This window comes from Rhodococcus daqingensis (assembly GCF_042665615.1).
GTDB classification, from domain to species: Bacteria; Actinomycetota; Actinomycetes; order Mycobacteriales; family Mycobacteriaceae; genus Rhodococcus_G; species Rhodococcus_G daqingensis.
The window spans coordinates 104,196-126,900 of record NZ_JBHTCS010000016.1; the positions used below are offsets into that span (position 1 = coordinate 104,196).

At 68.6% G+C, this 22,705-nt stretch carries 23 protein-coding genes; 17 read left to right on the forward strand and 6 right to left on the reverse strand.

From position 1 onward, the window contains the following. Positions 1-6: 6 nt before the first annotated feature. The 7 genes from ACFQS9_RS13800 (at position 7) to ACFQS9_RS13830 (ending at position 8,477) form a co-directional block, all read left to right on the forward strand. A complete protein-coding gene (locus ACFQS9_RS13800; protein WP_378405548.1) occupies positions 7-1,044 on the forward strand; it encodes a branched-chain amino acid ABC transporter permease in 1,038 nt (345 codons plus the stop codon). Continuing rightward, positions 1,041-2,279, forward strand: a complete 1,239-nt coding sequence (locus ACFQS9_RS13805; protein ID WP_378405550.1) for a branched-chain amino acid ABC transporter permease — start codon at positions 1,041-1,043, stop codon at positions 2,277-2,279. The genes ACFQS9_RS13800 and ACFQS9_RS13805 overlap by 4 nt, the downstream gene beginning before the upstream one ends. Then, positions 2,276-3,238, forward strand: a complete 963-nt coding sequence (locus ACFQS9_RS13810) for an ABC transporter ATP-binding protein (protein WP_378405552.1) — start codon at positions 2,276-2,278, stop codon at positions 3,236-3,238. The genes ACFQS9_RS13805 and ACFQS9_RS13810 overlap by 4 nt, the downstream gene beginning before the upstream one ends. After that, the gene (locus ACFQS9_RS13815; protein WP_378405554.1) at positions 3,225-4,004 is read left to right on the forward strand and encodes an ABC transporter ATP-binding protein; all 780 of its coding nucleotides are present in this window, start codon (positions 3,225-3,227) and stop codon (positions 4,002-4,004) included. Before ACFQS9_RS13810 ends, ACFQS9_RS13815 begins: the two co-directional genes overlap by 14 nt. Before the next feature lie 52 nt (positions 4,005-4,056). Next, positions 4,057-6,792, forward strand: coding sequence for a DNA polymerase I (gene polA, locus ACFQS9_RS13820; protein WP_378405556.1), 2,736 nt, complete (start codon positions 4,057-4,059; stop codon positions 6,790-6,792). Positions 6,793-6,811: 19 nt separating this feature from the next. Next, positions 6,812-7,612, forward strand: coding sequence for a hypothetical protein (locus ACFQS9_RS13825; protein WP_378405558.1), 801 nt, complete (start codon positions 6,812-6,814; stop codon positions 7,610-7,612). A 91-nt stretch (positions 7,613-7,703) separates the two neighbouring features. Beyond that, positions 7,704-8,477 (forward strand): PIG-L family deacetylase, encoded by a 774-nt coding sequence (locus ACFQS9_RS13830; protein ID WP_378405560.1) that lies wholly within the window; start codon positions 7,704-7,706, stop codon positions 8,475-8,477. Between the two features lie 13 nt (positions 8,478-8,490). On the opposite strand, the gene trxA is transcribed toward ACFQS9_RS13830, so the two are convergent. Together trxA and ACFQS9_RS13840 are read right to left on the reverse strand one after the other, a co-directional pair. Further along, entirely contained in the window at positions 8,491-8,853 is a 363-nt protein-coding gene (gene trxA / locus ACFQS9_RS13835; protein WP_378405562.1) for a thioredoxin, read from the reverse strand. Between the two features lie 86 nt (positions 8,854-8,939). Continuing rightward, positions 8,940-9,452: a 2'-5' RNA ligase family protein gene (locus ACFQS9_RS13840; RefSeq protein ID WP_378405564.1), complete on the reverse strand. Its 513-nt coding sequence runs from the start codon at positions 9,450-9,452 to the stop codon at positions 8,940-8,942. On the opposite strand from ACFQS9_RS13840, the gene ACFQS9_RS13845 reads away from it, so the two are divergent. The 6 genes from ACFQS9_RS13845 to ACFQS9_RS13870 all read left to right on the forward strand — a co-directional run bounded on the left by ACFQS9_RS13845 (position 9,451) and on the right by ACFQS9_RS13870 (position 14,400). After that, positions 9,451-10,569, forward strand: coding sequence for an isocitrate/isopropylmalate dehydrogenase family protein (locus tag ACFQS9_RS13845; RefSeq protein ID WP_378405566.1), 1,119 nt, complete (start codon positions 9,451-9,453; stop codon positions 10,567-10,569). The genes ACFQS9_RS13840 and ACFQS9_RS13845 overlap by 2 nt on opposite strands. A gap of 182 nt (positions 10,570-10,751) precedes the next feature. After that, positions 10,752-11,555 carry an ABC transporter substrate-binding protein gene (locus ACFQS9_RS13850; RefSeq protein WP_378405662.1) on the forward strand — a complete coding sequence of 268 codons (804 nt, stop codon included), beginning with the start codon at positions 10,752-10,754 and terminating at the stop codon, positions 11,553-11,555. 20 nt (positions 11,556-11,575) lie between these two features. Continuing rightward, complete coding sequence (locus ACFQS9_RS13855; RefSeq protein ID WP_378405568.1) at positions 11,576-12,565, forward strand: amino acid ABC transporter permease; 990 nt, start codon at positions 11,576-11,578, stop codon at positions 12,563-12,565. After that, positions 12,562-13,323, forward strand: a complete 762-nt coding sequence (locus ACFQS9_RS13860; protein WP_378405570.1) for an amino acid ABC transporter ATP-binding protein — start codon at positions 12,562-12,564, stop codon at positions 13,321-13,323. The genes ACFQS9_RS13855 and ACFQS9_RS13860 overlap by 4 nt, the downstream gene beginning before the upstream one ends. 65 nt (positions 13,324-13,388) lie before the next feature. Continuing rightward, positions 13,389-14,234, forward strand: coding sequence for an SPFH domain-containing protein (locus ACFQS9_RS13865; RefSeq protein WP_378405572.1), 846 nt, complete (start codon positions 13,389-13,391; stop codon positions 14,232-14,234). A 4-nt stretch (positions 14,235-14,238) separates the two neighbouring features. Next, complete coding sequence (locus ACFQS9_RS13870; protein ID WP_378405574.1) at positions 14,239-14,400, forward strand: type II toxin-antitoxin system antitoxin; 162 nt, start codon at positions 14,239-14,241, stop codon at positions 14,398-14,400. Between the two features lie 11 nt (positions 14,401-14,411). Here the strand turns inward: ACFQS9_RS13870 and ACFQS9_RS13875 are convergent, their stop codons facing one another. Continuing rightward, a complete protein-coding gene (locus tag ACFQS9_RS13875; protein ID WP_378405576.1) occupies positions 14,412-15,275 on the reverse strand; it encodes a class I SAM-dependent methyltransferase in 864 nt (287 codons plus the stop codon). A 218-nt stretch (positions 15,276-15,493) separates the two neighbouring features. Between ACFQS9_RS13875 and rpsA the strand changes: the two genes are divergently transcribed. Further along, entirely contained in the window at positions 15,494-16,969 is a 1,476-nt protein-coding gene (gene rpsA, locus ACFQS9_RS13880; protein ID WP_378405578.1) for a 30S ribosomal protein S1, read from the forward strand. 76 nt (positions 16,970-17,045) lie between these two features. Here rpsA and ACFQS9_RS13885 read toward each other — a convergent pair whose 3' ends face one another. Beyond that, positions 17,046-17,291, reverse strand: a complete 246-nt coding sequence (locus ACFQS9_RS13885; protein ID WP_378405580.1) for a hypothetical protein — start codon at positions 17,289-17,291, stop codon at positions 17,046-17,048. 123 nt (positions 17,292-17,414) lie between these two features. Continuing rightward, on the reverse strand, positions 17,415-17,627 hold the full coding sequence (locus tag ACFQS9_RS13890; protein ID WP_378405582.1) for a hypothetical protein: 213 nt from the start codon (positions 17,625-17,627) through the stop codon (positions 17,415-17,417). Positions 17,628-17,750: 123 nt separating this feature from the next. Between ACFQS9_RS13890 and coaE the strand changes: the two genes are divergently transcribed. After that, positions 17,751-18,971: a dephospho-CoA kinase gene (gene coaE, locus ACFQS9_RS13895; RefSeq protein WP_378405584.1), complete on the forward strand. Its 1,221-nt coding sequence runs from the start codon at positions 17,751-17,753 to the stop codon at positions 18,969-18,971. Positions 18,972-18,999: 28 nt separating this feature from the next. Here coaE and ACFQS9_RS13900 read toward each other — a convergent pair whose 3' ends face one another. Then, a complete protein-coding gene (locus ACFQS9_RS13900; RefSeq protein WP_378405586.1) occupies positions 19,000-19,509 on the reverse strand; it encodes a ribonuclease FAU-1 family protein in 510 nt (169 codons plus the stop codon). An 80-nt stretch (positions 19,510-19,589) separates the two neighbouring features. On the opposite strand from ACFQS9_RS13900, the gene uvrB reads away from it, so the two are divergent. Together uvrB and ACFQS9_RS13910 are read left to right on the forward strand one after the other, a co-directional pair. Continuing rightward, complete coding sequence (uvrB, locus tag ACFQS9_RS13905) at positions 19,590-21,752, forward strand: excinuclease ABC subunit UvrB (protein ID WP_378405588.1); 2,163 nt, start codon at positions 19,590-19,592, stop codon at positions 21,750-21,752. Positions 21,753-21,826: 74 nt separating this feature from the next. Continuing rightward, positions 21,827-22,693, forward strand: a complete 867-nt coding sequence (locus ACFQS9_RS13910; RefSeq protein WP_378405590.1) for an SCO6745 family protein — start codon at positions 21,827-21,829, stop codon at positions 22,691-22,693. Positions 22,694-22,705 lie beyond the last annotated feature (12 nt).

Consider the following 22,705-nt stretch of genomic DNA (forward strand, 5'->3'; position numbering starts at 1 on the left):
GACCGGATGATCGCGACCTCCCTCGCAGCCTCGGCAACCCTCTACGCAGGCAACATCGACTTCAACATCGAGGGCCTCTACAAGAGCTTCTGGCAGCTGACCATCGACGGCCTGAGCTATGGAGCCATCTACGCGCTGGTCGCGATCGGCTACACCCTCGTCTACGGCGTGCTGCGGCTGATCAACTTCGCGCACTCCGAGATCTTCATGCTCGGCATGTTCGGGCAGTACGTGGCGCTCGAACTGATGGGCTTCACGCCGAGCGGAAACGTGTACAACGAGGGCGTCGTCATGACCGTCGTGTTTCTCGGTCTGGCGATGCTGTTCGGCATGGCGGTCTCCGGCGGCGCGGCCGTCGGGCTCGAAAGGGTGGCATACCGGCCACTGCGCAGACGCGGGGCCAAACCGCTCGTCTTCCTCATCACCGCGATCGGAATGTCGTTCGTGCTACAGGAATTCGTGCACTACGTGCTGCCGAAGATCTGGCCCGGGCTCGGTGGCACCAATGCGCAGCAGCCCATCAAGCTGGTCCAGCCGGTCGAGGTTTTCAGCATCTTCGGCGCCTCGGTGAGCAATGTGACGATCGTGATCATCGTGGCCGCACTGCTGCTGACCGTGCTCACGGACATCGTCATCAACCGCACCAAGTTCGGTCGCGGAATCCGGGCGGTCGCCCAGGACCCCGATACCGCGACGCTGATGGGCATCTCACGCGAACGGGTGATCATGCTGACATTCCTGCTCGGCGGCATCCTGGCGGGCGCGGCGGCGCTGCTGTACACGCTGAAGATCCCGTCGGGGATCATCTTCAACGGCGGGTTCATCCTCGGGATCAAGGCGTTCTCCGCGGCCGTGCTCGGCGGCATCGGCAATCTGCGCGGGGCGCTGCTCGGCGGTCTGCTCCTCGGCGTGATGGAGAACTACGGTCAGGTGGTGTTCGGCACCGAGTGGCGGGACGTGGTCGCGTTCGTGCTGCTGGTCGTCGTGCTGATGTTCAGGCCCACCGGGATCCTCGGTGAGAGCCTGGGGAGGGCGCGGGTATGAGTACCGAGAATCCGGCTGCGGCGCAGCCCGACCCGACCGATCTGCTCAAGGGGCCTCCACGCGACAAACACGGTGTCGGTGACGCGATCCGGAGCTGGTGGAACGGGCTGGCCCGGCCGATGCAGTGGCTGGTCGGGGTGCCGTTCATCGCGCTGATCGCGATCCTGCCGGTGTGGCGGCCCCCGTTCCTGGACACCCCCGGCACCGATTTCGGTGGCGTGATGGCCCAGTTCGCCATGTACGCGCTGATCGCCGTCGGCCTCAACGTGGTGGTCGGCCAGGCCGGGCTGCTCGACCTCGGCTATGTCGGCTTCTACGCCGTCGGCGCCTACACGGTCGCCCTGCTCACCAGCCCGAACAGCCCGTGGAACAAGATGACGGCCAGCGGCTTCTTCTCCGAGGACTGGGCCTGGCTGTCCTGTCTGCCCATCGCCGTGGCCATCACGGCGTTCAGCGGCCTGATACTGGGCACCCCGACGCTGCGGCTGCGCGGGGACTACCTGGCCATCGTCACCCTCGGCTTCGGCGAGATCGTCCGGCTGCTCGCCGACAACCTCAGCGATGTCACCAGGGGCGGCCAGGGCCTCTCACAGATCGCGTACCCGCACCTCGGCGAGTCGGAGGACAAGCCCTTCGGCGTCTTCTCGGTGGGTAACTCCGGCGGCAACATCAACTCCGGCGTGTGGTGGTTCTGGGTCGGTATGGCGATGGTGATCGCCGTGCTGCTGCTCGTCGGCAACCTCGAGCGCAGTCGGGTCGGCCGCGCCTGGGTCGCGATCCGCGAGGACGAGGACGCCGCCGAGATCATGGGTGTGCCCACCTTCAAGTTCAAGCTGTGGGCGTTCATGATCGGCGCCTCGATCGGCGGCCTGTCCGGTGCGCTCTACGCCGGCCAGGTCCAGTTCATCAACCCGACCGGGTTCAACGTCATCAACTCGATGCTGTTCCTGTGCGCCGTGGTCATCGGCGGGCAGGGCAACAAGCTCGGCGTCATCGTCGGCGCGTTCATCATCGTCTACCTGCCGAACCGCGCGATGTCGATCGAGGTCGGCGGTCAGTCGCTCGGCGACTACAAGTACCTGTTCTTCGGCCTCGCGTTGGTGGTGTTGATGATCTTCCGCCCGCAGGGCCTGTTCCCGGCGCGGGCGAAGCTACTGGCGTACAGCAGACAGATCTACCAGGCTGTACGTAGACCCAATGAGGCGACCGCAGCGACGACGGAGGTCGGCAGATGACGGCGGGACCGGGAGCAGGCGATGCCCTGTTCGACAACGAGGACATGGCCGCGGACCTTGCCCCTGAGGTGGACGTGCCGACTGCGGGCGTGGTCGACGTGGCCGCGATCGACCCCGCGCTCGGCAACCCGGAGGCGGTCGCCGAAGCCGTTGCCCCGCAACGCGAGATCCAGACCGCCGAGGGCGAGGCGCTGCTGAGGACTGAGGGCCTGACCGTGCGGTTCGGTGGCCTGGTCGCGCTCGACGACGTGTCGTTCGAGATCCGGCGCGGCGAGATCCTCGGCATGATCGGCCCCAACGGGGCCGGCAAGACGACCTGCTTCAACGCCATCACCGGCGTCTACAAGCCGTCCTCGGGGCGGGTGATGTTCGACGGCAAACCGCTCGCCAAGACCAAGCGCAACGAGATCACCAGGCTGGGTATCGCGCGCACCTTCCAGAACATCCGGTTGTTCGGCGAGATGACCGCGCTCGAGAACGTGGTCGTCGGTACCGACGCCCGGCACCGGACCTCGGTACCGGGCGCGATCTTCCGGACGGCGCGCCATCGCCGGGAGGAACACGACGCGGTGGAGCGGGGGATGGCCCTGCTGGAGTTCGTCGGGATCGCGCCGCGGGCGGTGGAGAAGGCGAAGAACCTGTCCTATGGCGACCAGCGCCGGCTGGAGATCGCGCGGGCGCTGGCCACCGAGCCGAAGCTGCTGTGCCTCGACGAGCCGGCCGCCGGGTTCAACCCGAGCGAGAAGTCCGCACTGATGGACCTGATCCGCAAGATCCGCGAGGACGGGTTCACGGTGCTGCTGATCGAGCACGACATGCGCGTGGTGATGGGTGTCACCGACCGCATCGTGGTGCTCGAGTTCGGCAAGAAGATCGCCGATGACCTGCCGGCCGCGATCCGCGAGAACCCGGCCGTGATCGCCGCCTACCTGGGGGTACCCGACGATGCCATCGCATAGGAAGCCGGAACCGGGCGAGTCGACCGGTACGGTCGCGACCGCCGAGGGACCGCTGCTCGAGGTGACCGACGTCGCGGTGAACTACGGACGTATCCAGGCGCTGCACGGGGTCTCGCTGCGCGTCGAGCGCGGTGAGCTGGTGACGCTGCTCGGCGCGAACGGGGCGGGCAAGTCCACCACGATGCGAGCGCTGTCCGGGCTGCTTCCGCTGACCCGCGGCAAGATCGTGTTCGACGGAGAGGACATCACGCACCTGAAGGCGCACGAACGGGTCAAACGCGGCATGGTGCAGGCGCCGGAGGGTCGCGGCGTGTTTCCCGGCATGACCGTGCAGGAGAACCTCGACATGGGTTGTTATGCACGCAAATTCGATACCAAGGCGGCGTACCAGGAGCGCCTGGGCTGGGTGTTCGAGCTGTTTCCGCGGCTCGAGGAGCGCCGCACCCAGGTCGGCGGCACCATGTCCGGTGGCGAGCAGCAGATGCTGGCCATCGGCCGCTCCCTCATGTCGAGGCCGCGCCTGCTGATGCTCGACGAGCCGTCGATGGGGTTGGCGCCCATGGTGATCCAGCAGATCTTCCGGATCATCGCGGAGATCAACGCGCAGGGCACCACGATCCTGCTGGTCGAGCAGAACGCGCAGCAGGCGCTCACCCGGACCGATCGGGCCTACATCCTGGAGACCGGCGAGGTGACCAAGACCGGGACCGGCAAGGCGCTGCTCGCCGATCCCGCGATCAAGCACGCCTACCTCGGGGTGGGGTAGCGGTGGTCGGGTTGGTTCCCGGGTGTCGGTCCACGTCCCTAGACTCAGTGCGGTGAGCCCAGCAACCGATCAACGGTCCTCCGCCCGCCCCGACGGCGCCGCAACCGCCGACAAGCCGACGCTGTTGCTGCTCGACGGCCATTCCCTGGCCTATCGGGCGTTCTTCGCGCTGCCCGCCGAGAACTTCAAGACCCACAGCGGTCAGACCACCAACGCGGTGTACGGGTTCACCTCGATGCTGATCAACCTGCTGCGTGACGAGCAGCCGACACACGTGGCGGCCGCCTTCGACGTCTCCCGGCAGACGTTCCGGGCGGAGGCCTTCCCGGAGTACAAGGCGAACCGCAGCAAGACCCCGGACGAGTTCAAGGGGCAGGTGGAGATCACCAAGGACGTGCTCGGCGCGCTGGGCATCCCGGTGATGGCCGAGGCCGGTTTCGAGGCCGACGACATCATCGCCACCCTCACCACCCAGGCCACCGAGCTGGGCTATCGGGTGCTGGTGTGCACCGGCGACCGGGACGCCCTGCAGTTGGTGACCCCGGACGTCACCGTCCTGTACCCGAAGAAGGGCGTCTCCGAGCTCACCCGGTTCACGCCGGAAGAGGTCGAGTCCAAGTACGGCCTGACCCCGAGCCAGTACCCGGACTACGCCGCCCTGCGCGGCGACCCGAGCGACAACCTGCCCGGTATCCCCGGCGTCGGGGAGAAGACCGCGGCGAAGTGGATCCGGGAGTACGGCTCGTTCGACGAGCTGGTGCTGCACGTCGACAAGGTCCGCGGCAAGGTGGGCGACGCGCTGCGCGAGAACCTGGGCAGCGTGATCCTCAACCGCCGGCTCACCGAGATGGTCCGCGACGTGCCGCTGCCGTACACGCCGGATCAGCTGGTGCTGGCGCCGTGGGACCGGGACCGGATCCACATGCTCTTCGACGACCTCGAGTTCCGCGTCCTGCGGGACCGGCTGTTCGACACCCTCTCCTCCGCCGAGCCGGAGGCCGAGGAGGGCTTCGAGGTTCGCGGGGGTGCGCTGGCGCCGGGCGAGGTGGCGGACTGGCTGGCCGAGCACGCCCGCACCGGGCAGCGGCACGGGCTGTCGGTGGTCGGTTCGAAGCACCCGTACGGCGGCGACGCCAGCGCGGTCGCGATCGCGGCCTCGGACGGGGAGGGTGCGTACATCGTCACGGCCACCGCGAGCCCCGAGGACGAGAAGGCGCTCGCCGCCTGGCTTTCCGACGCGAGCGAGCCGAAGGCCCTGCACGAGGCCAAGGTGGCGATGCATGCACTCCGCGGCCGCGGCTGGGTGCTCGCCGGGCTGACCAGCGACACCGCCCTCGCGGCGTACCTGGTCCGGCCGGGGCAGCGAAGCTTCAACCTCGACGATCTGTCGCTGCGGTACCTCAAGCGCGAGTTGCGGGTCGAGGACTCGGGCGAGGCGCAGCTCTCGCTGCTCGACGAGGAGGACCAGGCGGACGCCGCCGTCGCCGAGGGCGAGATCCTGCGGGCCAGGGCGGTGGTGGATCTGGCCGCGGCGCTGGACGAGGAGCTCGCCGACATCGAGTCCGCCCGCCTGCTCACCGAGATGGAACTCCCGCTGCTCGGCGTGCTCGCGGACATCGAGCACACCGGCATCGCCGTCGACACAACGCACCTGCACGACCTGCAGACTCGGTTCGCCGAGGCGATCAACCTGGCCGCCGACTCGGCGTACGAGGTGATCGGCAAGCAGATCAACCTGGGCTCGCCGAAGCAGCTGCAGGTGGTGCTGTTCGAGGACCTCGACATGCCGAAGACGAAGAAGACCAAGACCGGGTACACCACCGACGCGGCCGCGCTCGAGGCGCTGTTCGAGAAGACCGAGCATCCCTTCCTCGAACACCTGCTCGCGCACCGCGACGCGACCCGGCTCAAGGTGACGGTGGACGGCCTGCTCAAGTCCGTCGCCGACGACGGCCGGATCCACACCACGTTCAACCAGACGGTGGCGGCCACCGGCCGGCTCTCCTCCACCGAACCGAACCTGCAGAACATCCCGGTCCGCACCGACGCGGGTCGCGAGATCCGCGACGGCTTCGTCGTCGGCGAGGGCTACGACTACCTGCTGACCGCCGACTACAGCCAGATCGAGATGCGGATCATGGCGCACCTGTCCGGGGACGAGGGCCTGATCGAGGCGTTCAACACCGGCGAGGACCTGCACAGCTTCGTGGGCTCGCGTGCGTTCGGCGTGCCGATCGAGGAGGTCACCGCCGAGTTGCGTCGCCGAGTGAAGGCGATGTCGTACGGCTTGGCCTACGGCCTGAGCGCCTTCGGCCTCGCGTCGCAGCTGAAGATCTCCACCGAGGAGGCGAAGGGGCAGATGGACGCCTACTTCGCCCGCTTCGGCGGGGTCCGCGACTACCTCCGCGAGGTGGTCGAGCAGGCCCGCAAGGACGGCTACACCTCCACCCTGTTCGGCAGGCGCCGCTACCTGCCGGACCTGAACAGCGACAACCGTCAGCGCCGTGAGGTGGCCGAACGCGCCGCGCTCAACGCCCCGATCCAGGGCACCGCTGCCGATATCATCAAGGTCGCGATGATCGACGTGCAGGGGGCACTGGCCGACTCGGGGCTGCGGTCCCGGATGCTGCTCCAGGTCCACGACGAGCTGGTGCTCGAGGTGGTCGAGTCCGAGCGTGACCGGGTCGAGGCGCTGGTCCGGGAGAAGATGGCGGGCGCGATCGAATTGTCTGTGCCGCTGGAGGTTTCGGTCGGAACGGGACGGAGCTGGGACGCGGCGGCGCACTGATCGGAGTTCGGAGGTCACCATGAGCCTGACCAGGACCACTCGGGAGGAGCTGGCCGACCGCTGCGGTGTCGCCTTCAGTCGCTTCCTGGACCTCTCCTCGGCGACCCCCGCGGACATTCGGGTGGGCGATGGAGCGTGGTCGGCGGCCGACGTCGCCACCCACGTGCTGACGGTGTTTCGTCGCTACAACGACCGCGACCTGACCAGTCGCCAGGGGCTCAGCTCGAGTGTGGCGGGCCTGCACGAGCAGAACGATGCCGAGCTTCGCGCCCTCGCCGCGGTCTCGCACGGGCAGGTGCTCGAGGAGTTGCGCACGGAATGGGGGAGGTTCGCCCTCCAGGACATGGACATGGACGGGGTGTACCCGTTTCATTGCGGCGGCACCATCGACGGTTACGGCGGCTGGGGCAACATGCTGGGGGAGCTGCTGATCCACGGGTACGACATCGCCATGGCTGCGGGGAGGCCGTGGCCTCTCGACGACCGCGACGCGGTGCTGATCCTCAACGGGGTCTTCCAGGTCGCCCCGGGGTTTGTCGATCCGGCGCGCACCGCAGGCGTCGTCGCGAGGGTCGAATTCCGGGTGCCGGGCGGTGACCCCCAGGTGCTGGCGATCGATCACGGCCGATGCGGTGTCGAGGAGGCTCGGCGCGCGGGTGTCCGCCCCGACGTCGTCATCGGGGGGCCGGCTCCGGGTTTGCTGCTCAGCCTCTACCAGCGGATCGGTGTGTTGGCCGCAGCACGCAGGGGCGTCTTGATCCGCGGCGGTCGGCGTCCCTGGCTGGCGCTGCGGCTGACCCAGTGGTTCCCGGCCTTCTGATTCCGGGATCCGGCCGCCGGGTGGACCCGACTCCGCGCTTCCCGGCACCGCCGTCGCGTCCGGAGGTGCGAGCTGTGGCAGCATTCGTCGCATGAGTGTGCTCGTCTGCTTCCACGCCCACCCTGACGACGAGGTGTTCACCACCGGCGGCGTGATGCGGCAGGCGGCCGACGCCGGCCACCGCGTCGTCGTCGTGACCGCGACCGACGGCGCCCTCGGGGAGGTCCCGGAGGGACTGCTCGCGGAGGGCGAATCACTCGCCGACCGCAGGCGCCGCGAGCTGGAGGAGTCCACCAGCGTGCTCGGCGCACACCGCGTGGTGCTGCTGCACTACGCCGACTCCGGGATGGCGGGGAGCGCCGAGAACGCGAACCCGGCGGCATTCTGCAACGCGGATGTGGAGGAGGCCGCGGCGCGCCTCGCCGCGGTCCTCGTCGAGGAGTCCGCGGACGTGGTCACCGTGTACGACCCGAACGGCGGCTACGGGCATCCGGACCACGTCCAGGTGCACCACGTGGGTGTGCGCGCCGCGGAGATCGCCGGTGTGCCGCACGTCTACGAGGCGGCGGTCAGCCGTGATCACATCCGTCGGCTGATGGCGGCGAACCCGGAATGGTCGGAGGATGCCCAGCCCCCGGATCTCGACACCTTCGGCCTGCCGGACGAGGACATCACCACCGTCGTGGACGTCAGTGCCGCAATGAGCGCGAAGCGTGCCGCGATGCACGCCCACGCGACGCAGGTCGGCGATTTCGGGCCGTTCCTGCAGATGCCGGAGGAGCAGCTGCGGGCCGCGTTCGGTCAGGAGTGGTTCAGGCGCCGGGGTGCCCCCGCCGGATTGGCGGAGACGACGCTGCCGCTCTGACACGGCCCGACGCTCAGTCCTGCGCAGCCGCGACCTGCTCGCGGACCTTGTCCATGTCCAGCGCCTTGACCTGGGTCACCAGATCCTCGAGCGCGGCGGGGGGCAGCGCGCCGGGCTGGGAAAAGACCAGGATGCCCTCGCGGAACGCCATGATGGTCGGGATCGAGCGGATGTTGGCCGCGGCCGCGAGTCCCTGCTCGGCCTCGGTGTCGACCTTCGCGTGCACCACGTCGGGATGCTGGTCGGAGGAGGCCTCGAAGGTCGGGGCGAAGCTGCGGCACGGTCCGCACCAGGAAGCCCAGAAGTCGACGAGGACGACGTCGTTCCCGCCGATGACTTCGTCGAAATTCTGCTGGGTCAGGGTCTGCGTGGGCATCCGAATCCTCTCGTAAAGGCGTGTCGACCGGGTTCAACGCGGCCAGGTGTCCGATTCTTCCCGGCGGCGCGCCGCCGGGGCGGCACTCAGGCTATCCGCCACTCCCGCTTTGCATCGCCGTCCCACCGCCGGATCCCGGCCGCGCGCCCGGCTCGTTGGCTCGGGGACAGGGCCCGCATCGCCTCGCCGATCTGTTCCGGGACCATCCGCCGGGCCAGGGTGATGTGCGGGGTCCAGTCACCCGGCCGGGTGTGGCCCGGGATGCCCGCGCTCGTATGCATGAGGCGAAAGACGGTGCGCTGCAAGGAGAGCAGGCCCGAAGTGGGAACCACCAGGTGCGCCAGGACCATCCGCCGCCCGCCGAAGACGACCAACCCTCCCAGCGATAGGTGCAGGTCGGGGGCGACCAGCCCCTCCTGCAGCTCGAGCTCCACCTCGGGGTCGAGGTGCTGGGCGACCGCGAGGGTGATGTGCGGGCGGATCGCATCGGCGCGGTGCGCGTTCACGCAGGGCAGCCCGGCGACCGACAGTTGCTCCCACTCCCGGCGGATCGCGTCGTCGAGCGCGTCGTCGAGTAACAACTCCACGGACTGCACCATGGTGAGCAATGATGGTCCGGTGAACCCGACTCGCGCAACGACACCGGAGTCAACCCCCATCGGACTGCTGGTGGGCGACGGGATCGGACACGAGATCGTGCCCGCGGCGCAGCGGATCGCGGACGCCGCCGTCTCCGCCGTCGGCGGGACACCGGTGACGTGGGTGCCGCTCGACGTGGGCCTCGACGCCATCGGCACGCACGGCACGCCGATGCCGGAATCGACCCTGGTGGCGCTCGCCGAGCTCGACGGTTGGGTGCTCGGCCCACACGACAGTGCCTCCTACCCGGAACCCTTTCGCGGGCAGCTGACGCCCGGTGGAACCATCCGCAAGCGATTCGACCTGTTCGCCAACATCAGGCCCGCGCGCGCGTTTGCCGGGGTACGCGCGGTGTCGCCCGAGATGGACCTCGTGATCGTCCGTGAGAACACCGAGGGTTTCTACGCGGACCGCAACATGTTCACGGGCAGTGGCGAGTTCATGCCGACGCCGGACGTGGCGATGGCCGTCGGTGTGGTCACCAGACGGGCCAGCGAGCGGATCGCACACGCTGCGTTCGAGCTCGCCTCTCGGCGCCGCGGACGGGTCACGGTGGTGCACAAGGCGAACGTGCTGGCCCTGACGACGGGGCTGTTCCGCGACGTGTGCCACGAGGTCGGGGAGCAGTACCCGGGTGTCGAGGTGCGCAGCGAGCACGTCGACGCGATGGCCGCACACCTGGTGCGGCGGGGTGAGGAGTTCGACGTCGTGGTCACCGAGAACATGTTCGGAGACATCCTCTCGGACCTGGCGGGGGAGCTGTCCGGTTCACTCGGCACCGCGCCGTCGCTCAACGCGTCCGAGACAAAGGCGATGGCGCAGGCGGCGCACGGCGCCGCCCCCGACATCGCGGGCCGCAACCGGGCCAATCCGACGGCGATGATTCTCTCGACCGCGATGCTGTTCGAGTGGTTGAGTGGCCGCGGCGGGGATCCGGCGCTCGGGCAGGCCGCGGAGCGGATCCAGCTGGCGGTGGCGAACACCCTCGAGGCCGGCGTCGCGACCGCGGACCTGGGCGGGCTGGCGTCGACCGCGGAGTTCGCCGAAACGGTGACGGCCCGGGTACTTCGGCGATGATCGGGCCAGGGGACGCCGCCGCCCAGTAGTCTTTCCTGGTGGCAACTCGATGGGAGTCGAGCTCCGCGGCGCCTGCCAGGGACCGCCGCCGATCACCCAGGCGAGCCAGGGGTATCGGTGCGGCCGTCGGGGTGCTGCTCCTCGCGCTGTCCCTGTCCTCGTGCGTGACCAACACCGAGGGCATGGTTCCGGTCACAGAGGAAGTGCACGTCGATCGGGTCGACGAGATCGCGGCGGCCCTGCCGCCGGAAGTCGCCTCGTCCGGTCGGCTGATCGTCGGGACGAATGTCCCCTATGCGCCCAACGAGTTCAAGGACGAGGACGGCAACATCGTCGGCTTCGACGTGGACCTGCTCAACGCCGTCGGCAAGGTCCTCGGGCTGACCGTCGACTACAAGCAGGCGGACTTCGACAAGATCATCCCGGCCGTGCAGGCGGGCACCTACAACATCGGCATGTCCTCCTTCACCGACACGAAGGAGCGCGAGGAGGCGGTCGACTTCGTCACCTACTACCGCGCGGGCATCCAATGGGCGCAGCGGGCCGGTGAGCCGGTGGACCCGAACAACGCCTGCGGGCTCCGGGTCGGCGTGCAGACCACCACGACCGAGGACATCGACGAGGTGCCCGCGAAGAGCGAGGCCTGCGTGGCCGCGGGCAGGCCGCCGATCAAGAAGCTGAAGTTCGACAGCCAGGACGACGCCGCCAACGCGTTGATCCTCGGCCGGGTGGACGCACTCTCGGCCGACTCGCCGGTGACCGCGTACGCCATCAAGCGCAGCGGTGGACGGCTGGAGGCGGCCGGTGAGGTGTTCGATTCGGCGCCGTACGGCTGGCCGCTCGCAAAGGGGTCGCCGTTGGCGCCCGCGTTGCAGCGGGCCATGCAGCACCTCATCGACGGCGGCCAGTATCAGCAGATCGCGGACAGCTGGGGAGTCGGGTCGGGGACGATCACGCAGTCGCAGGTCAACGGGGCGGCCGGCTGAGCCGGGGAAGGTGGAGACCGATGCCAGCAGTGAGTGAGAGCGCCGACCCCGCGAGAGGTGGGTCCGCGGAACCGGAAGCGATCAAGGCGATTCCGCTGCGCAGGCCAGGGCGCTGGATCGCCGCCGCGGTCGTCGTGATCCTGCTGGGGCTGTTCGTGTACGGCGCCGCGACGAATTCCGCGTTCAGCTGGGATGTCTACGGCCGGTACCTGTTCGACCGACGGATCTCCGCGGCAGCGTGGAAGACCATCGAGCTGACGGTGCTGTCGATGGCGCTGGCGGTGGTGCTCGGCGTCCTGCTCGCCGTGATGCGGCTGTCGCCCAACCCGGTGCTGCGGACGTCCGCGTGGGTCTACCTGTGGGTGTTCCGGGGCACCCCGGTGTACGTGCAGCTGGTGCTCTGGGGCCTGTTCCCGTCCATCTACAAGACGCTGGACCTGGGCATTCCGTTCGTGCACCAGTTCGTGCACATCGAGCTGCAGGGCATCGAGGCGGCGTTCCTGTTCGCGATCATCGGGCTCGGGCTCAACGAGGCCGCCTACATGGCCGAGATCGTCCGGGCGGGCGTCAGCTCGGTCAGTGAGGGGCAGACCGAGGCGTCCACCGCGTTGGGCATGTCGTGGTCGCAGACCATGCGCCGGACGGTGCTACCGCAGGCGATGCGGGTGATCATCCCGCCGACCGGCAACGAGCTGATCAGCATGCTCAAGACCACCTCGCTGGTCATCGCAGTGCCGTACAGCCTCGAGCTCTTCGGCCGCCAGCGGGACATCGCGGCCGTGAACTTCCAGCCGATCCCGCTGCTGCTGGTGGCCGCGACCTGGTACCTGGCGATCACCAGCATCCTGATGATCGGGCAGTTCTACCTGGAGCGGTACTACTCGCGGGGCCTCTCGCGCACGCTCACCGCTCGTCAGCTGCAGGCGCTCGCCGACGCCCAGGGCAAGCCGGTCGTGATCATGCCGCCGCCCGACACCCTGCCCGACACACCAGGAGGCGAACGACGATGACCCCGATGGTGAAGGCGGAGCGGGTCTGCAAGAACTTCGGTGCGCTGAAGGTGCTGCGCGGCGTGTCGCTGGAGGTCGGGCGCGGTCAGGTCATGTGCCTGGTCGGGCCGTCCGGGTCCGGGAAGTCGACCTTCCTGCGCTGCATCAACCACCTCGAACAGGTCAACGCGGGTCGGCTGTACGTCGACGGCGACCTGGTCGGATACTCCGAGCGCGGCGGCAAGCTCTACGAGCTGCACCCGCGGGCCGCGTCGCTGCAGCGCCGCGACATCGGCATGGTGTTCCAGCACTTCAACCTGTTCCCGCACCGCACCGCGCTCGAGAACATCATCGAGGCGCCGACGCAGGTGAAGAAGGTCCGCAAAAAGGACGCCGTCGAACGCGCCCGCGACCTCCTCGATCAGGTCGGGCTGAGCGAGAAGGCGGACGCCTACCCGGCGCAGCTGTCCGGTGGTCAGCAACAGCGGGTGGCCATCGCGCGGGCGCTGGCGATGGACCCGAAGCTGATGCTGTTCGACGAGCCGACCTCCGCACTGGACCCGGAGCTGGTGGGGGAGGTGCTCGGGGTGATGAAGAACCTCGCCCAAGAGGGGATGACCATGGTGGTGGTGACCCACGAGATGGGATTCGCCCGCGAGGTCGCCGATCAACTGGTGTTCATGGACGGTGGCGTGGTCGTGGAGTCCGGCAGCCCGAGGGAGATGCTGGCCAACCCGCAGCACGATCGGACCAAGCTGTTCCTGTCCAAGCTCCTGTAGTGCACCCACCCGACGGCGCGCTATCATTGTGATATCACTTTGATAGCGGACAAGAGGTGGGTGACATGGAGCGTCGGGCGTTTCGGTTGAACGGGTTCGCGGTGCTGCTCGGGCTGGCGATGCTCGCGGCGGTGGCCGCGGCGGCGGCGTTCGTGGGCATCGCGGGGGCCGTGGCGGCGATCGTGCTCGCGGTGGCGGTCGTGCTCCTCGCGACCGGCTTCACGGTGATCAACCCGAACGAGGCCCGGGTCGTCCAGTTCTTCGGCCGCTACGTCGGATCGGTCTCCGATGCCGGGTTCCAGTGGGTGGTGCCGCTGACCACCAAGCGCCGGGTCACCCTGCGGGTGCGCAACTTCGAGACCTCGAAGCTGAAGGTCAACGACGCGGCGGGCAATCCGGTCGAGATCGCCGCCGTGGTCGTCTACAAGGTCGTCGACAGCGGCAAGGCGTCCTTCGCGGTCGACGACTACGAGGAGTACGTCGCGATCCAGTCCGAGGCGGCGGTCCGGCACCTGGCCACCACGCATCCCTACGACTCGGACCGGGCACAGGACACGAGCCTGCGCGACGGCACCGAGGTGGCGGCCGAGCTCACCGCCGAGCTCAGGGACCGGACCGACCTGGCCGGTGTCGAGGTGATCGAGGCGCGCATCACCCATCTCGCGTACGCGCCGGAGATCGCGCAGGCGATGCTGGTGCGCCAGCAGGCGGCCCAGGTGGTCGCGGCCCGCACGATGATCGTCGAGGGAGCCGTCGGGATGGTCGGCCTCGCGCTCGAGAGGCTCGGCGAGCAGGGCGTCGTCGAGCTCGACGAGGAGCGCAAGGCGAACATGGTGTCCAACCTGCTGGTGGTCCTGTGTGGGGACAAGGCCACCCAGCCCGTCGTCAACGCGGGCTCGCTGTACTCCTGATCCCATGGCCGAGCGCAAGAAGGTGCTGCTGCGGCTGGACCCCGCGGTCTACGACGCTATCGCCAAGTGGGCGGCCGACGACCTGCGCAGCGTCAACGCGCAGCTGGAGTTCGCGCTGCGACGGGCGCTCGACGAGGCCGGCCGCAGGCCCCGCGACCCCGACTGACCCGCGCGAGGTCAGTCGGGTTTGCGGCTGACGAAGATCGCGGTGCCCGGGAAGATCTGGCCGCGCAGCGGACTCCACTGACCCCATTCGCGATCCAGCCACTCCGGCCAGTCGGGTTCGACGATGTCGCGCACCTCGAGCCCCGCCGCGACGAGCTCGCGCACCCGGTCGCCGATCGTGCGGTGGTGCTCGACATAGGTCGGCGTGCCGTTCTCGTCGACCTCCACGTAGGGCGTCCGGTCGAAGTACGGCATCGTCGCGGTCAGGCCCGTCGGGCCGGGGTCGTCGGGAAAGATCCAGCGGATCGGGTGGTTCACCGCGAACACCCACAGCCCGCCGGGGCGCAGCACCCGGGCCACCTCGCGCATCACCAGTGCCGAATCGGCGACGAAGGGAACCGCGCCGAAGGCGGAGCAGACGATGTCGAAGCTCGCGTCCGCGAACGGCAGCGACTCCGCGCCGGCCTGGACCAGGGGCACCCGGGGCCCGCCCTTCGCCATCGCGTCGCGGCCGCGGGCGAGCATGCCCATCGACAGGTCGAGCCCGACCGCCCGTGCGCCCTGGCCTGCGAGCCAGCGCGCGCACGGCGCGGAGCCGCAGCCGACCTCGAGCACGTCCCGGCCCGCGACGTCGCCGAGCAGGTGCACATCGCCCTCGTGCAGGCCTTCCGGGCACCAGACGAACTCGCCGCCCGTCGAGTCCACACCCAGGAACTCGCCGTGCGTGCGGTGGTAGTCGGCGGCGTCGGCGTCCCACCAGGCACGACTGGCCCGCTCGCTGTCCGCCGAGTCGAGCCGGTCGCGGCTCACGCCGCTGGTGCCGAGGATCGAGTTGGCCTCGCCGTGACGGTCGTCCGGACCGCTCTGCTGTGTCATCGCTGCTGCATCATTCGTCGACCCCGGGCATGGGGTCCACAGTAGGGTTTCCCGTCTGCGCCGACGCACCCGGGTTTGCCCAGCTCGCCACAGGTCGCGTACCCTAATCCACGCGAGTGTCTGCCGGGTGGTGCCGGATTCGGCGCGGCCGGTGGGGATTCGCGAGTCTGACAGAACACCATCAACCGACTACCCAACCGTCCGGAGCAACTCAACACATGCCCTCCACCACCGTCACCTCGCCGCAGGTAGCCATCAACGACATTGGCTCCGCCGAGGATTTCCTCGCCGCCATCGACGCCACGATCAAGTACTTCAACGATGGTGACATCGTCGAGGGAACCATCGTCAAGGTCGACCGTGACGAGGTCCTGCTCGACATCGGTTACAAGACCGAAGGCGTCATCCCTTCCCGCGAGCTCTCGATCAAGCACGATGTCGACCCCAATGAGGTCGTTTCCGTCGGCGACGCCGTCGAGGCTCTTGTTCTCACCAAGGAGGACAAGGAAGGTCGACTGATCCTGTCGAAGAAGCGCGCACAGTACGAGCGCGCCTGGGGCACCATCGAGGAGCTCAAGGAGAAGGACGAGGCCGTCAAGGGCACCGTCATCGAGGTCGTCAAGGGCGGCCTGATCCTCGACATCGGCCTCCGTGGCTTCCTGCCCGCGTCGCTGGTCGAGATGCGTCGTGTCCGCGATCTGCAGCCGTATGTCGGCAAGGAGATCGAGGCCAAGATCATCGAGCTCGACAAGAACCGCAACAACGTGGTCCTGTCGCGTCGCGCCTGGCTCGAGCAGACCCAGTCCGAGGTCCGCAGCGAGTTCCTGCACCAGCTCCAGAAGGGCCAGGTCCGCAAGGGCGTCGTGTCCTCCATCGTCAACTTCGGTGCCTTCGTGGACCTGGGCGGCGTCGACGGCCTCGTGCACGTCTCCGAGCTGTCCTGGAAGCACATCGATCACCCGTCCGAGGTCGTCGAGGTCGGCAACGAGGTCACCGTCGAGGTTCTCGACGTCGACCTGGACCGCGAGCGCGTCTCCCTCTCGCTCAAGGCGACGCAGGAAGATCCGTGGCGTCAGTTCGCCCGCACCCACGCCATCGGCCAGATCGTGCCCGGCAAGGTCACCAAGCTCGTTCCGTTCGGCGCCTTCGTCCGCGTCGAGGAGGGCATCGAGGGCCTGGTGCACATCTCCGAGCTGGCCGAGCGCCACGTGGAGGTTCCGGACCAGGTTGTCGGCGTCGGCGACGATGCGCTCGTCAAGGTCATCGACATCGACCTCGAGCGTCGTCGTATCTCGCTGTCGCTGAAGCAGGCCAACGAGGACTACAACGCCGAGTTCGATCCGTCCAAGTACGGCATGGCCGACTCGTACGACGAGCAGGGCAACTACATCTTCCCCGAGGGCTTCGACGCCGAGACCAACGAGTGGCTCGAGGGCTTCGACAAGCAGCGTGAAGAGTGGGAAGGCCGCTACGCCGAGGCCGAGCGTCGCCACAAGATGCACACCGCTCAGATGGAGAAGACCGCCGCGGACGAGGCCGCCGAGGCCGCCAACGCCGCCGCCGGCTACTCCTCCGAGACCGGATCCTCCGAGGCCGGCGAGTCCGCCGGTGCCGCTCCGGAGTCCGCTGGTGGCTCGCTCGCCAGCGACGCACAGCTCGCCGCACTGCGCGAGAAGCTGTCCGGCAACGCGTGATCCGATGACCCGCTAGCCGGGTCTCGCAGAGCGACCCCGGTCCTGTCCAAGGACCGGGGTCGCTTTGTCTTCCTGGTCAGGCTCCCGGACTGGAAGCGAGTTCGTCGAGCATGGCAGCCTTCTCCACCAGGTCGTGTTCGGTGGGGTTGTCGCCATCCGGTAGTTCTCGGACGAGGTCCTCGAGGGTGACGATCACCCACGACGAACGCTTGGCCACCTCGTCTCCCGAGAGAACCTTGATCGAGCCCTCCTCCAGCACCAGTGCCGGCTGCGAGAGGGAGCTGTCCAACAGCAGTCGAAGATCGTCGGCTTTGACAGTCATGTCACCAACGGTAGGACGCGGTGGCGTCGACCGCATTCGAATCTGCGTACGCACCAAAGACGAGTGACCCCGCCCGGATCCGGGCGGGGTCACTCGTCTTTGGTGGGATCTGGAGGAGTCCGATCAGCTCACGGCCGCAGGCGCCCAGGCGCTCTGCATGACGGCGGTGCGCTTGCGCATCGTGGCGAAGCTGTGGCGAGCGGGGCTGATCATCTGCGTGAACCAGTTGCGACGGTGCTCGGCCAGCGCGGAAGCGACCTCGGGAATCAAGATGCAATGCACCCCGTCGACGATGCCCAGACGGTGCCGACCCTGCAGGATGTAGTGGCTTTGCATGGATTTCCCTTTTTCTCGAGATGGGTGGCCTGGGGGTCAGTCCGTAGGATACCGAGTCATCGGTAATCCTGGTGCATTTGGGGCTGGTGTGCTTCGGCGTGTTCAGGTGTCAGACTGGTACGCGTGTTGAGAATCGGCCTCACTGGAGGTATCGGAGCGGGTAAGTCCACGGTGTCGAGGATCCTGACGGACCTCGGTGCCGTTGTCGTCGACAGTGACCTGGTGGCCCGTGAGGTGGTGGAACCGGGCACCGAGGGTCTGGCCGGGCTCGTCGCGGAGTTCGGTGAATCGATCCTGCAAGCCGACGGCCGATTGGATCGGCCTGCGCTGGCCGCCCGGGTGTTCGGCGACGATGCCGCGCGGGCCCGCCTGAACGCGGTGGTCCATCCGCTCATCGGCAGGCGCACGACCGAACTCGTCGAGTCCGCCGCCGCGGATGCCGTGGTGGTGCAGGACATCCCGCTTCTCGTCGAGGGCCGGATGGGCGCATTGTTCAATCTCGTGATCGTCGTCTACGTGGACGCGGAGGAGCGGGTGCGGCGCCTGGTCGAGCTGCGCGATGTGCCGGAGCACGACGCCAGGGCTCGCATGGCGGCGCAGGCCACCGACGAGCAGCGGCGGGCCGCGGCGGACGTCTGGCTGGACAACAGTGGGCCGCCGGGGAGCCTCGATGCCGAGGTGAAGGCGCTCTGGGAGCGGCGGCTGGTGCCCTTCGAGGAGAACCTGCGGTCCGGAGCGGTGGTCCGGGTCCACCCGACCCTCGTGCCCGCCGACCCGTCCTGGCCGGACCAGGCGCGTCGTCTGATCGAGCGCCTGCGGTTGGCGTGCGGACCGACGGCGCTGAGTGTCGACCACATCGGCTCGACCTCGGTTCCCGGCCTGGACGCCAAGGACGTCATCGACGTGCAGATCACCGTCGACAGTCTGGCCGCGGCGGACGCGCTGGCCGGCCCGCTGGCCGCGGCCGGATACCCGCGGATCGAGTCCATCACCCGTGACGATCCGAAGCCGGACTACGCCATCGGCGGCGAGGCCGATCCGGCCCTGTGGGACAAGCGGTTCCACGGCGGCGCCGACCCGGGCCGTCCGGTCAACATCCACCTTCGGGTGGACGGCTGGCCCGGGCAGCGGTTCGCGCTGGTGTTCCGGGACTGGCTGCGTGCGGACCCGGCGGCGCGCGCGGAGTATCTCGAGGTGAAGCGGAGGGCACAGGATCGTGCCGCGGGAGCGGCCGACTACGACGAGGCCATCGCGGCATACGTGGACGCGAAGACCCCGTGGTTCGACGCCGCGTACCGGCGGTCGATGGAGTGGGCCGAGCGGACCGATCGGTCGCCGTCCTGAGGGTCGGCCGATCGGCCTGCCCGCCCGGTCAGCGCCAGGTGATCGGCATCCCGACCGAGGCGAGCCAGGCGTCGAGGTCGTGACCGTGCGCGGCGATCCCGTCCGCCGCGGTCATCGCCCGGTGGATCGCTCGCTCGGTGGTGGCGGCGTCGAGCAGCCCGGCCGAGTGCGCGGCGATCAGCTCGTCCACGTCCAGTAGCTCGGTGTCGCGTCCGGTCCGGACCACGAGGTCGAGGTAGTGGTCCTCGGATCGCCACACCCCGTCCGCCACGGTGAACTCACCGATGTCGACGTAGTGGTTCTGATCGCGCGCGTGATACGGGTGGTAGTGGAAGATCGACGCCCGCAGACCGAGCGCCGGGAGGAGCCAGGACTCCAGGTAGTGGAAGTGCGCGTGGTCGGAGGTCCTGGCCATGTACAGGCCCCACGGTTCGAGCCGGTAGTGATCCACCGGTCGAACGAAGCCCTTCGGATCGGTGTTCGTCTTGTCCGCGAGGGAGAAGGACTCAATCTTCGGGGCGTGCACTTCGCCGTCCATGGCTGTTGAACCTACCCGGCGGGACGGGCTCCCGATGAGGATGCCGAGAGCATGTCGGTGCCCCGGCCTACTCTGGATCCATGGCTTTCGCATCCGAGCATCCCGTGGTGGCGCACTCCGAGTTCCGGCCCGTCGGGGACATCGAGCGGTCCGACGGGCGGTTCCAGGTGGTCAGTCCGCACCAGCCCGCCGGCGACCAGCCCGCGGCCATCGCGGAACTGGAGCGGCGGATCCGGGGGGACGAGAAGAACGTGGTGCTGCTCGGTGCCACCGGCACCGGCAAGTCGGCGACGACGGCCTGGCTGATCGAGAAGCTGCAACGGCCGACGCTGGTGATGGCGCCGAACAAGACCCTCGCCGCGCAGCTCGCGAACGAGCTGCGTGAGATGCTGCCGCACAACGCCGTCGAGTACTTCGTCTCGTACTACGACTACTACCAGCCGGAGGCGTACATCGCGCAGACGGACACCTACATCGAGAAGGACTCGTCGATCAACGACGACGTCGAACGCCTGCGCCACTCCGCGACCTCCAGCCTGCTGTCGCGTCGTGACGTGGTCGTGGTCGCGTCGGTGTCGTGTATCTACGGCCTCGGTACCCCGCAGTCCTACCTGGATCGGTCGATCCAGCTCGACGTCGGCGTGGAGGTGCCCCGCGACGCGCTGCTGCGCCTGCTGGTCGACGTGCAGTACAACCGCAACGATCTGTCCTTCACTCGCGGTTCGTTCCGCGTGCGTGGGGACACGGTGGAGATCATCCCGTCATACGAGGAGCTCGCGGTTCGCATCGAGTTCTTCGGCGACGAGATCGAGGCGCTGTACTACCTGCACCCGCTCACCGGCGATGTGGTCCGCCAGGTCGATTCGGTGCGGATCTTCCCGGCCACCCACTATGTCGCCGGTCCCGAGCGAATGGAGCGCGCGGTCAAGGACATCGAGGCGGAGCTGGAGGAGCGGCTCGCGGACCTGGAGGGGCGGGGCAAGCTGCTCGAGGCGCAGCGGCTACGGATGCGGACCAACTACGACATCGAGATGATCAAGCAGGTCGGGTTCTGCTCCGGGATCGAGAACTACTCGCGGCACATCGACGGCCGCGGTGCGGGCACGGCGCCCGCCACGCTCATCGACTACTTCCCCGAGGATTTCCTGCTCGTCATCGACGAGTCGCATGTCACCGTTCCGCAGATCGGGGCGATGTACGAGGGCGACATGTCCCGCAAGCGCAACCTCGTCGAGTTCGGGTTCCGGCTTCCGTCTGCCACCGACAACCGACCGCTCACCTGGGAGGAGTTCACCCAGCGGATCGGGCAGACCGTCTACCTGTCGGCCACGCCGGGCAAGTACGAGCTCGGTCAGGCGGGAGGCGAGTTCGTCGAGCAGGTCATCCGGCCCACCGGCCTCCTCGACCCGGAGGTGGTGGTCAAGCCCACCAAGGGCCAGATCGACGACCTGGTGCACGAGATCCGGGAACGCACCGAGAAGGACGAGCGGGTCCTGGTGACCACCCTGACCAAGAAGATGGCCGAGGACCTCACGGACTACCTGCTGGAGCTGGGGATCCGGGTTCGGTACCTGCACTCGGACATCGACACACTTCGCCGGGTGGAGCTGCTCCGACAGCTGCGGCTGGGGGAGTACGACGTGCTCGTGGGCATCAACCTGCTGCGCGAGGGCCTCGACCTGCCGGAGGTGTCGCTGGTCGCGATCCTCGACGCCGACAAGGAAGGCTTCCTGCGCAGCTCCACGAGCCTGATCCAGACCATCGGCCGCGCGGCGCGCAACGTCTCCGGTCAGGTGCACATGTATGCGGACAAGATCACCGATTCGATGGCCCACGCCATCGAGGAGACGGATCGTCGCCGGGAGAAGCAGATCGCCTACAACCGGGAGATGGGGGTCGATCCGCAGCCGCTGCGCAAGAAGATCGCCGACATCCTCGACCAGGTCTACGAGGAGGCCGACGACACGGCCGCGGGCGTCGACGTCGGTGGCTCGGGACGCAACGTGAGCCGCGGGCGCCGTGCCCAGGGGGAGGCGGGCCGGGCGGTCAGCGCGGGCGTGTACGAGGGCCGGGACGTGAAGTCGATGCCGCGGGCGGAGCTGGCGGACCTGGTCAAGGAACTGACCGATCAGATGATGAACGCGGCACGCGAGCTGCAGTTCGAGTTGGCCGGTCGATTGCGCGACGAGATCCAGGACCTCAAGAAGGAACTGCGCGGGATGGACGCCGCCGGCCTCAAGTAGGCCGTGGGCCGGGCGGTGTCGTCGCCGGCGACCGGGCCGGAGGCGTCCCGGTCGCGCCCGCTACGGTCGAGCACATGGACGCACGGACGGCGGGGCAAGCGGCCCGGACCCTTGATCTGATCCACGGCATGTCGTACTTCGCGCCGGAGGTGAACGAGAGTCTCGTCGCTGCGGGTCTGAGCCCGGGCCGCATGTGCTACTTCGCGGGGCGGTCCGCCGCGATGGGTGCGGTCGGCGCCGGCGTGGTCGCCGCGACGTTCTACAACTTCAACCCGGCGGCGATCTCGCCGGTGATCCCCGTGGCCTGGACGCAGGCTCGACCGGAGGAGGTCGTGGCGGCCCGGTACCGCGGGGTGGACGCGGCGATGCGACGGATCTTCGGCGCCGAGGCGATCGCGGCGCCGGCCTTCGACGAGGCCGCGGCGCTCGCCGCGACCGCGGCGCGCGCCATCCCCGACGCGGCCGGCCGCCCGCTGTACGCCGGGCACGCCGGGACCGCCTGGCCGTCCGAGCCGCATCTCGTGTTGTGGCACTCGCTGACGCTGCTCCGCGAGTACCGCGGTGACGGTCACATCGCGGCCCTGCAGACGGCGGGACTCTCCGGCCTCGAGGCGCTTGTCACGCACACCGCGACCGGCACCGGGTTCCAGGAGCAGTTCGCCAAGTCCCGTCGCGGCTGGTCCGACGAGCAGTGGAACGAAGCCGTCGACTCGCTCACCGAGCGGGGTCTGCTCGATGCGGGCGGGGAGCTCACGCCGGCTGGCTGGGAACTGCGCGAATGCGTCGAGGACCTGACCAACGAGATGGCGGTGGCGCCGTGGGCATCGCTCGGCGAGGAGGCGGCGGCGCGGCTGCTCGAACTCGGCACCGGGCTGCGCGCGGTCCTGGTGGCGCAGGAGGTGTTCCCGGACGGGGTGTACGGGTCGGCGGTGCCGCGCTGACCGTCGGCGCTG

Bases quoted from the DNA above. Each gene is read 5' to 3' on its own strand.
- ACFQS9_RS13800 (WP_378405548.1), top strand. From the start codon at position 7: ATGATCGCGACCTCCCTCGCAGCCTCGGCAACCCTCTACGCAGGCAAC.
- ACFQS9_RS13805 (WP_378405550.1), top strand. From the start codon at position 1,041: ATGAGTACCGAGAATCCGGCTGCGGCGCAGCCCGACCCGACCGATCTG.
- ACFQS9_RS13810 (WP_378405552.1), top strand. From the start codon at position 2,276: ATGACGGCGGGACCGGGAGCAGGCGATGCCCTGTTCGACAACGAGGAC.
- ACFQS9_RS13815 (WP_378405554.1), top strand. From the start codon at position 3,225: ATGCCATCGCATAGGAAGCCGGAACCGGGCGAGTCGACCGGTACGGTC.
- ACFQS9_RS13825 (WP_378405558.1), top strand. From the start codon at position 6,812: ATGAGCCTGACCAGGACCACTCGGGAGGAGCTGGCCGACCGCTGCGGT.
- ACFQS9_RS13830 (WP_378405560.1), top strand. From the start codon at position 7,704: ATGAGTGTGCTCGTCTGCTTCCACGCCCACCCTGACGACGAGGTGTTC.
- trxA (WP_378405562.1), bottom strand. From the start codon at position 8,853: ATGCCCACGCAGACCCTGACCCAGCAGAATTTCGACGAAGTCATCGGC.
- ACFQS9_RS13845 (WP_378405566.1), top strand. From the start codon at position 9,451: ATGGTGAGCAATGATGGTCCGGTGAACCCGACTCGCGCAACGACACCG.
- ACFQS9_RS13840 (WP_378405564.1), bottom strand. From the start codon at position 9,452: ATGGTGCAGTCCGTGGAGTTGTTACTCGACGACGCGCTCGACGACGCG.
- ACFQS9_RS13850 (WP_378405662.1), top strand. From the start codon at position 10,752: ATGGTTCCGGTCACAGAGGAAGTGCACGTCGATCGGGTCGACGAGATC.
- ACFQS9_RS13855 (WP_378405568.1), top strand. From the start codon at position 11,576: ATGCCAGCAGTGAGTGAGAGCGCCGACCCCGCGAGAGGTGGGTCCGCG.
- ACFQS9_RS13860 (WP_378405570.1), top strand. From the start codon at position 12,562: ATGACCCCGATGGTGAAGGCGGAGCGGGTCTGCAAGAACTTCGGTGCG.
- ACFQS9_RS13865 (WP_378405572.1), top strand. From the start codon at position 13,389: ATGGAGCGTCGGGCGTTTCGGTTGAACGGGTTCGCGGTGCTGCTCGGG.
- ACFQS9_RS13870 (WP_378405574.1), top strand. From the start codon at position 14,239: ATGGCCGAGCGCAAGAAGGTGCTGCTGCGGCTGGACCCCGCGGTCTAC.
- ACFQS9_RS13875 (WP_378405576.1), bottom strand. From the start codon at position 15,275: ATGACACAGCAGAGCGGTCCGGACGACCGTCACGGCGAGGCCAACTCG.
- rpsA (WP_378405578.1), top strand. From the start codon at position 15,494: ATGCCCTCCACCACCGTCACCTCGCCGCAGGTAGCCATCAACGACATT.
- ACFQS9_RS13885 (WP_378405580.1), bottom strand. From the start codon at position 17,291: ATGACTGTCAAAGCCGACGATCTTCGACTGCTGTTGGACAGCTCCCTC.
- ACFQS9_RS13890 (WP_378405582.1), bottom strand. From the start codon at position 17,627: ATGCAAAGCCACTACATCCTGCAGGGTCGGCACCGTCTGGGCATCGTC.
- ACFQS9_RS13900 (WP_378405586.1), bottom strand. From the start codon at position 19,509: ATGGACGGCGAAGTGCACGCCCCGAAGATTGAGTCCTTCTCCCTCGCG.
- uvrB (WP_378405588.1), top strand. From the start codon at position 19,590: ATGGCTTTCGCATCCGAGCATCCCGTGGTGGCGCACTCCGAGTTCCGG.
- ACFQS9_RS13910 (WP_378405590.1), top strand. From the start codon at position 21,827: ATGGACGCACGGACGGCGGGGCAAGCGGCCCGGACCCTTGATCTGATC.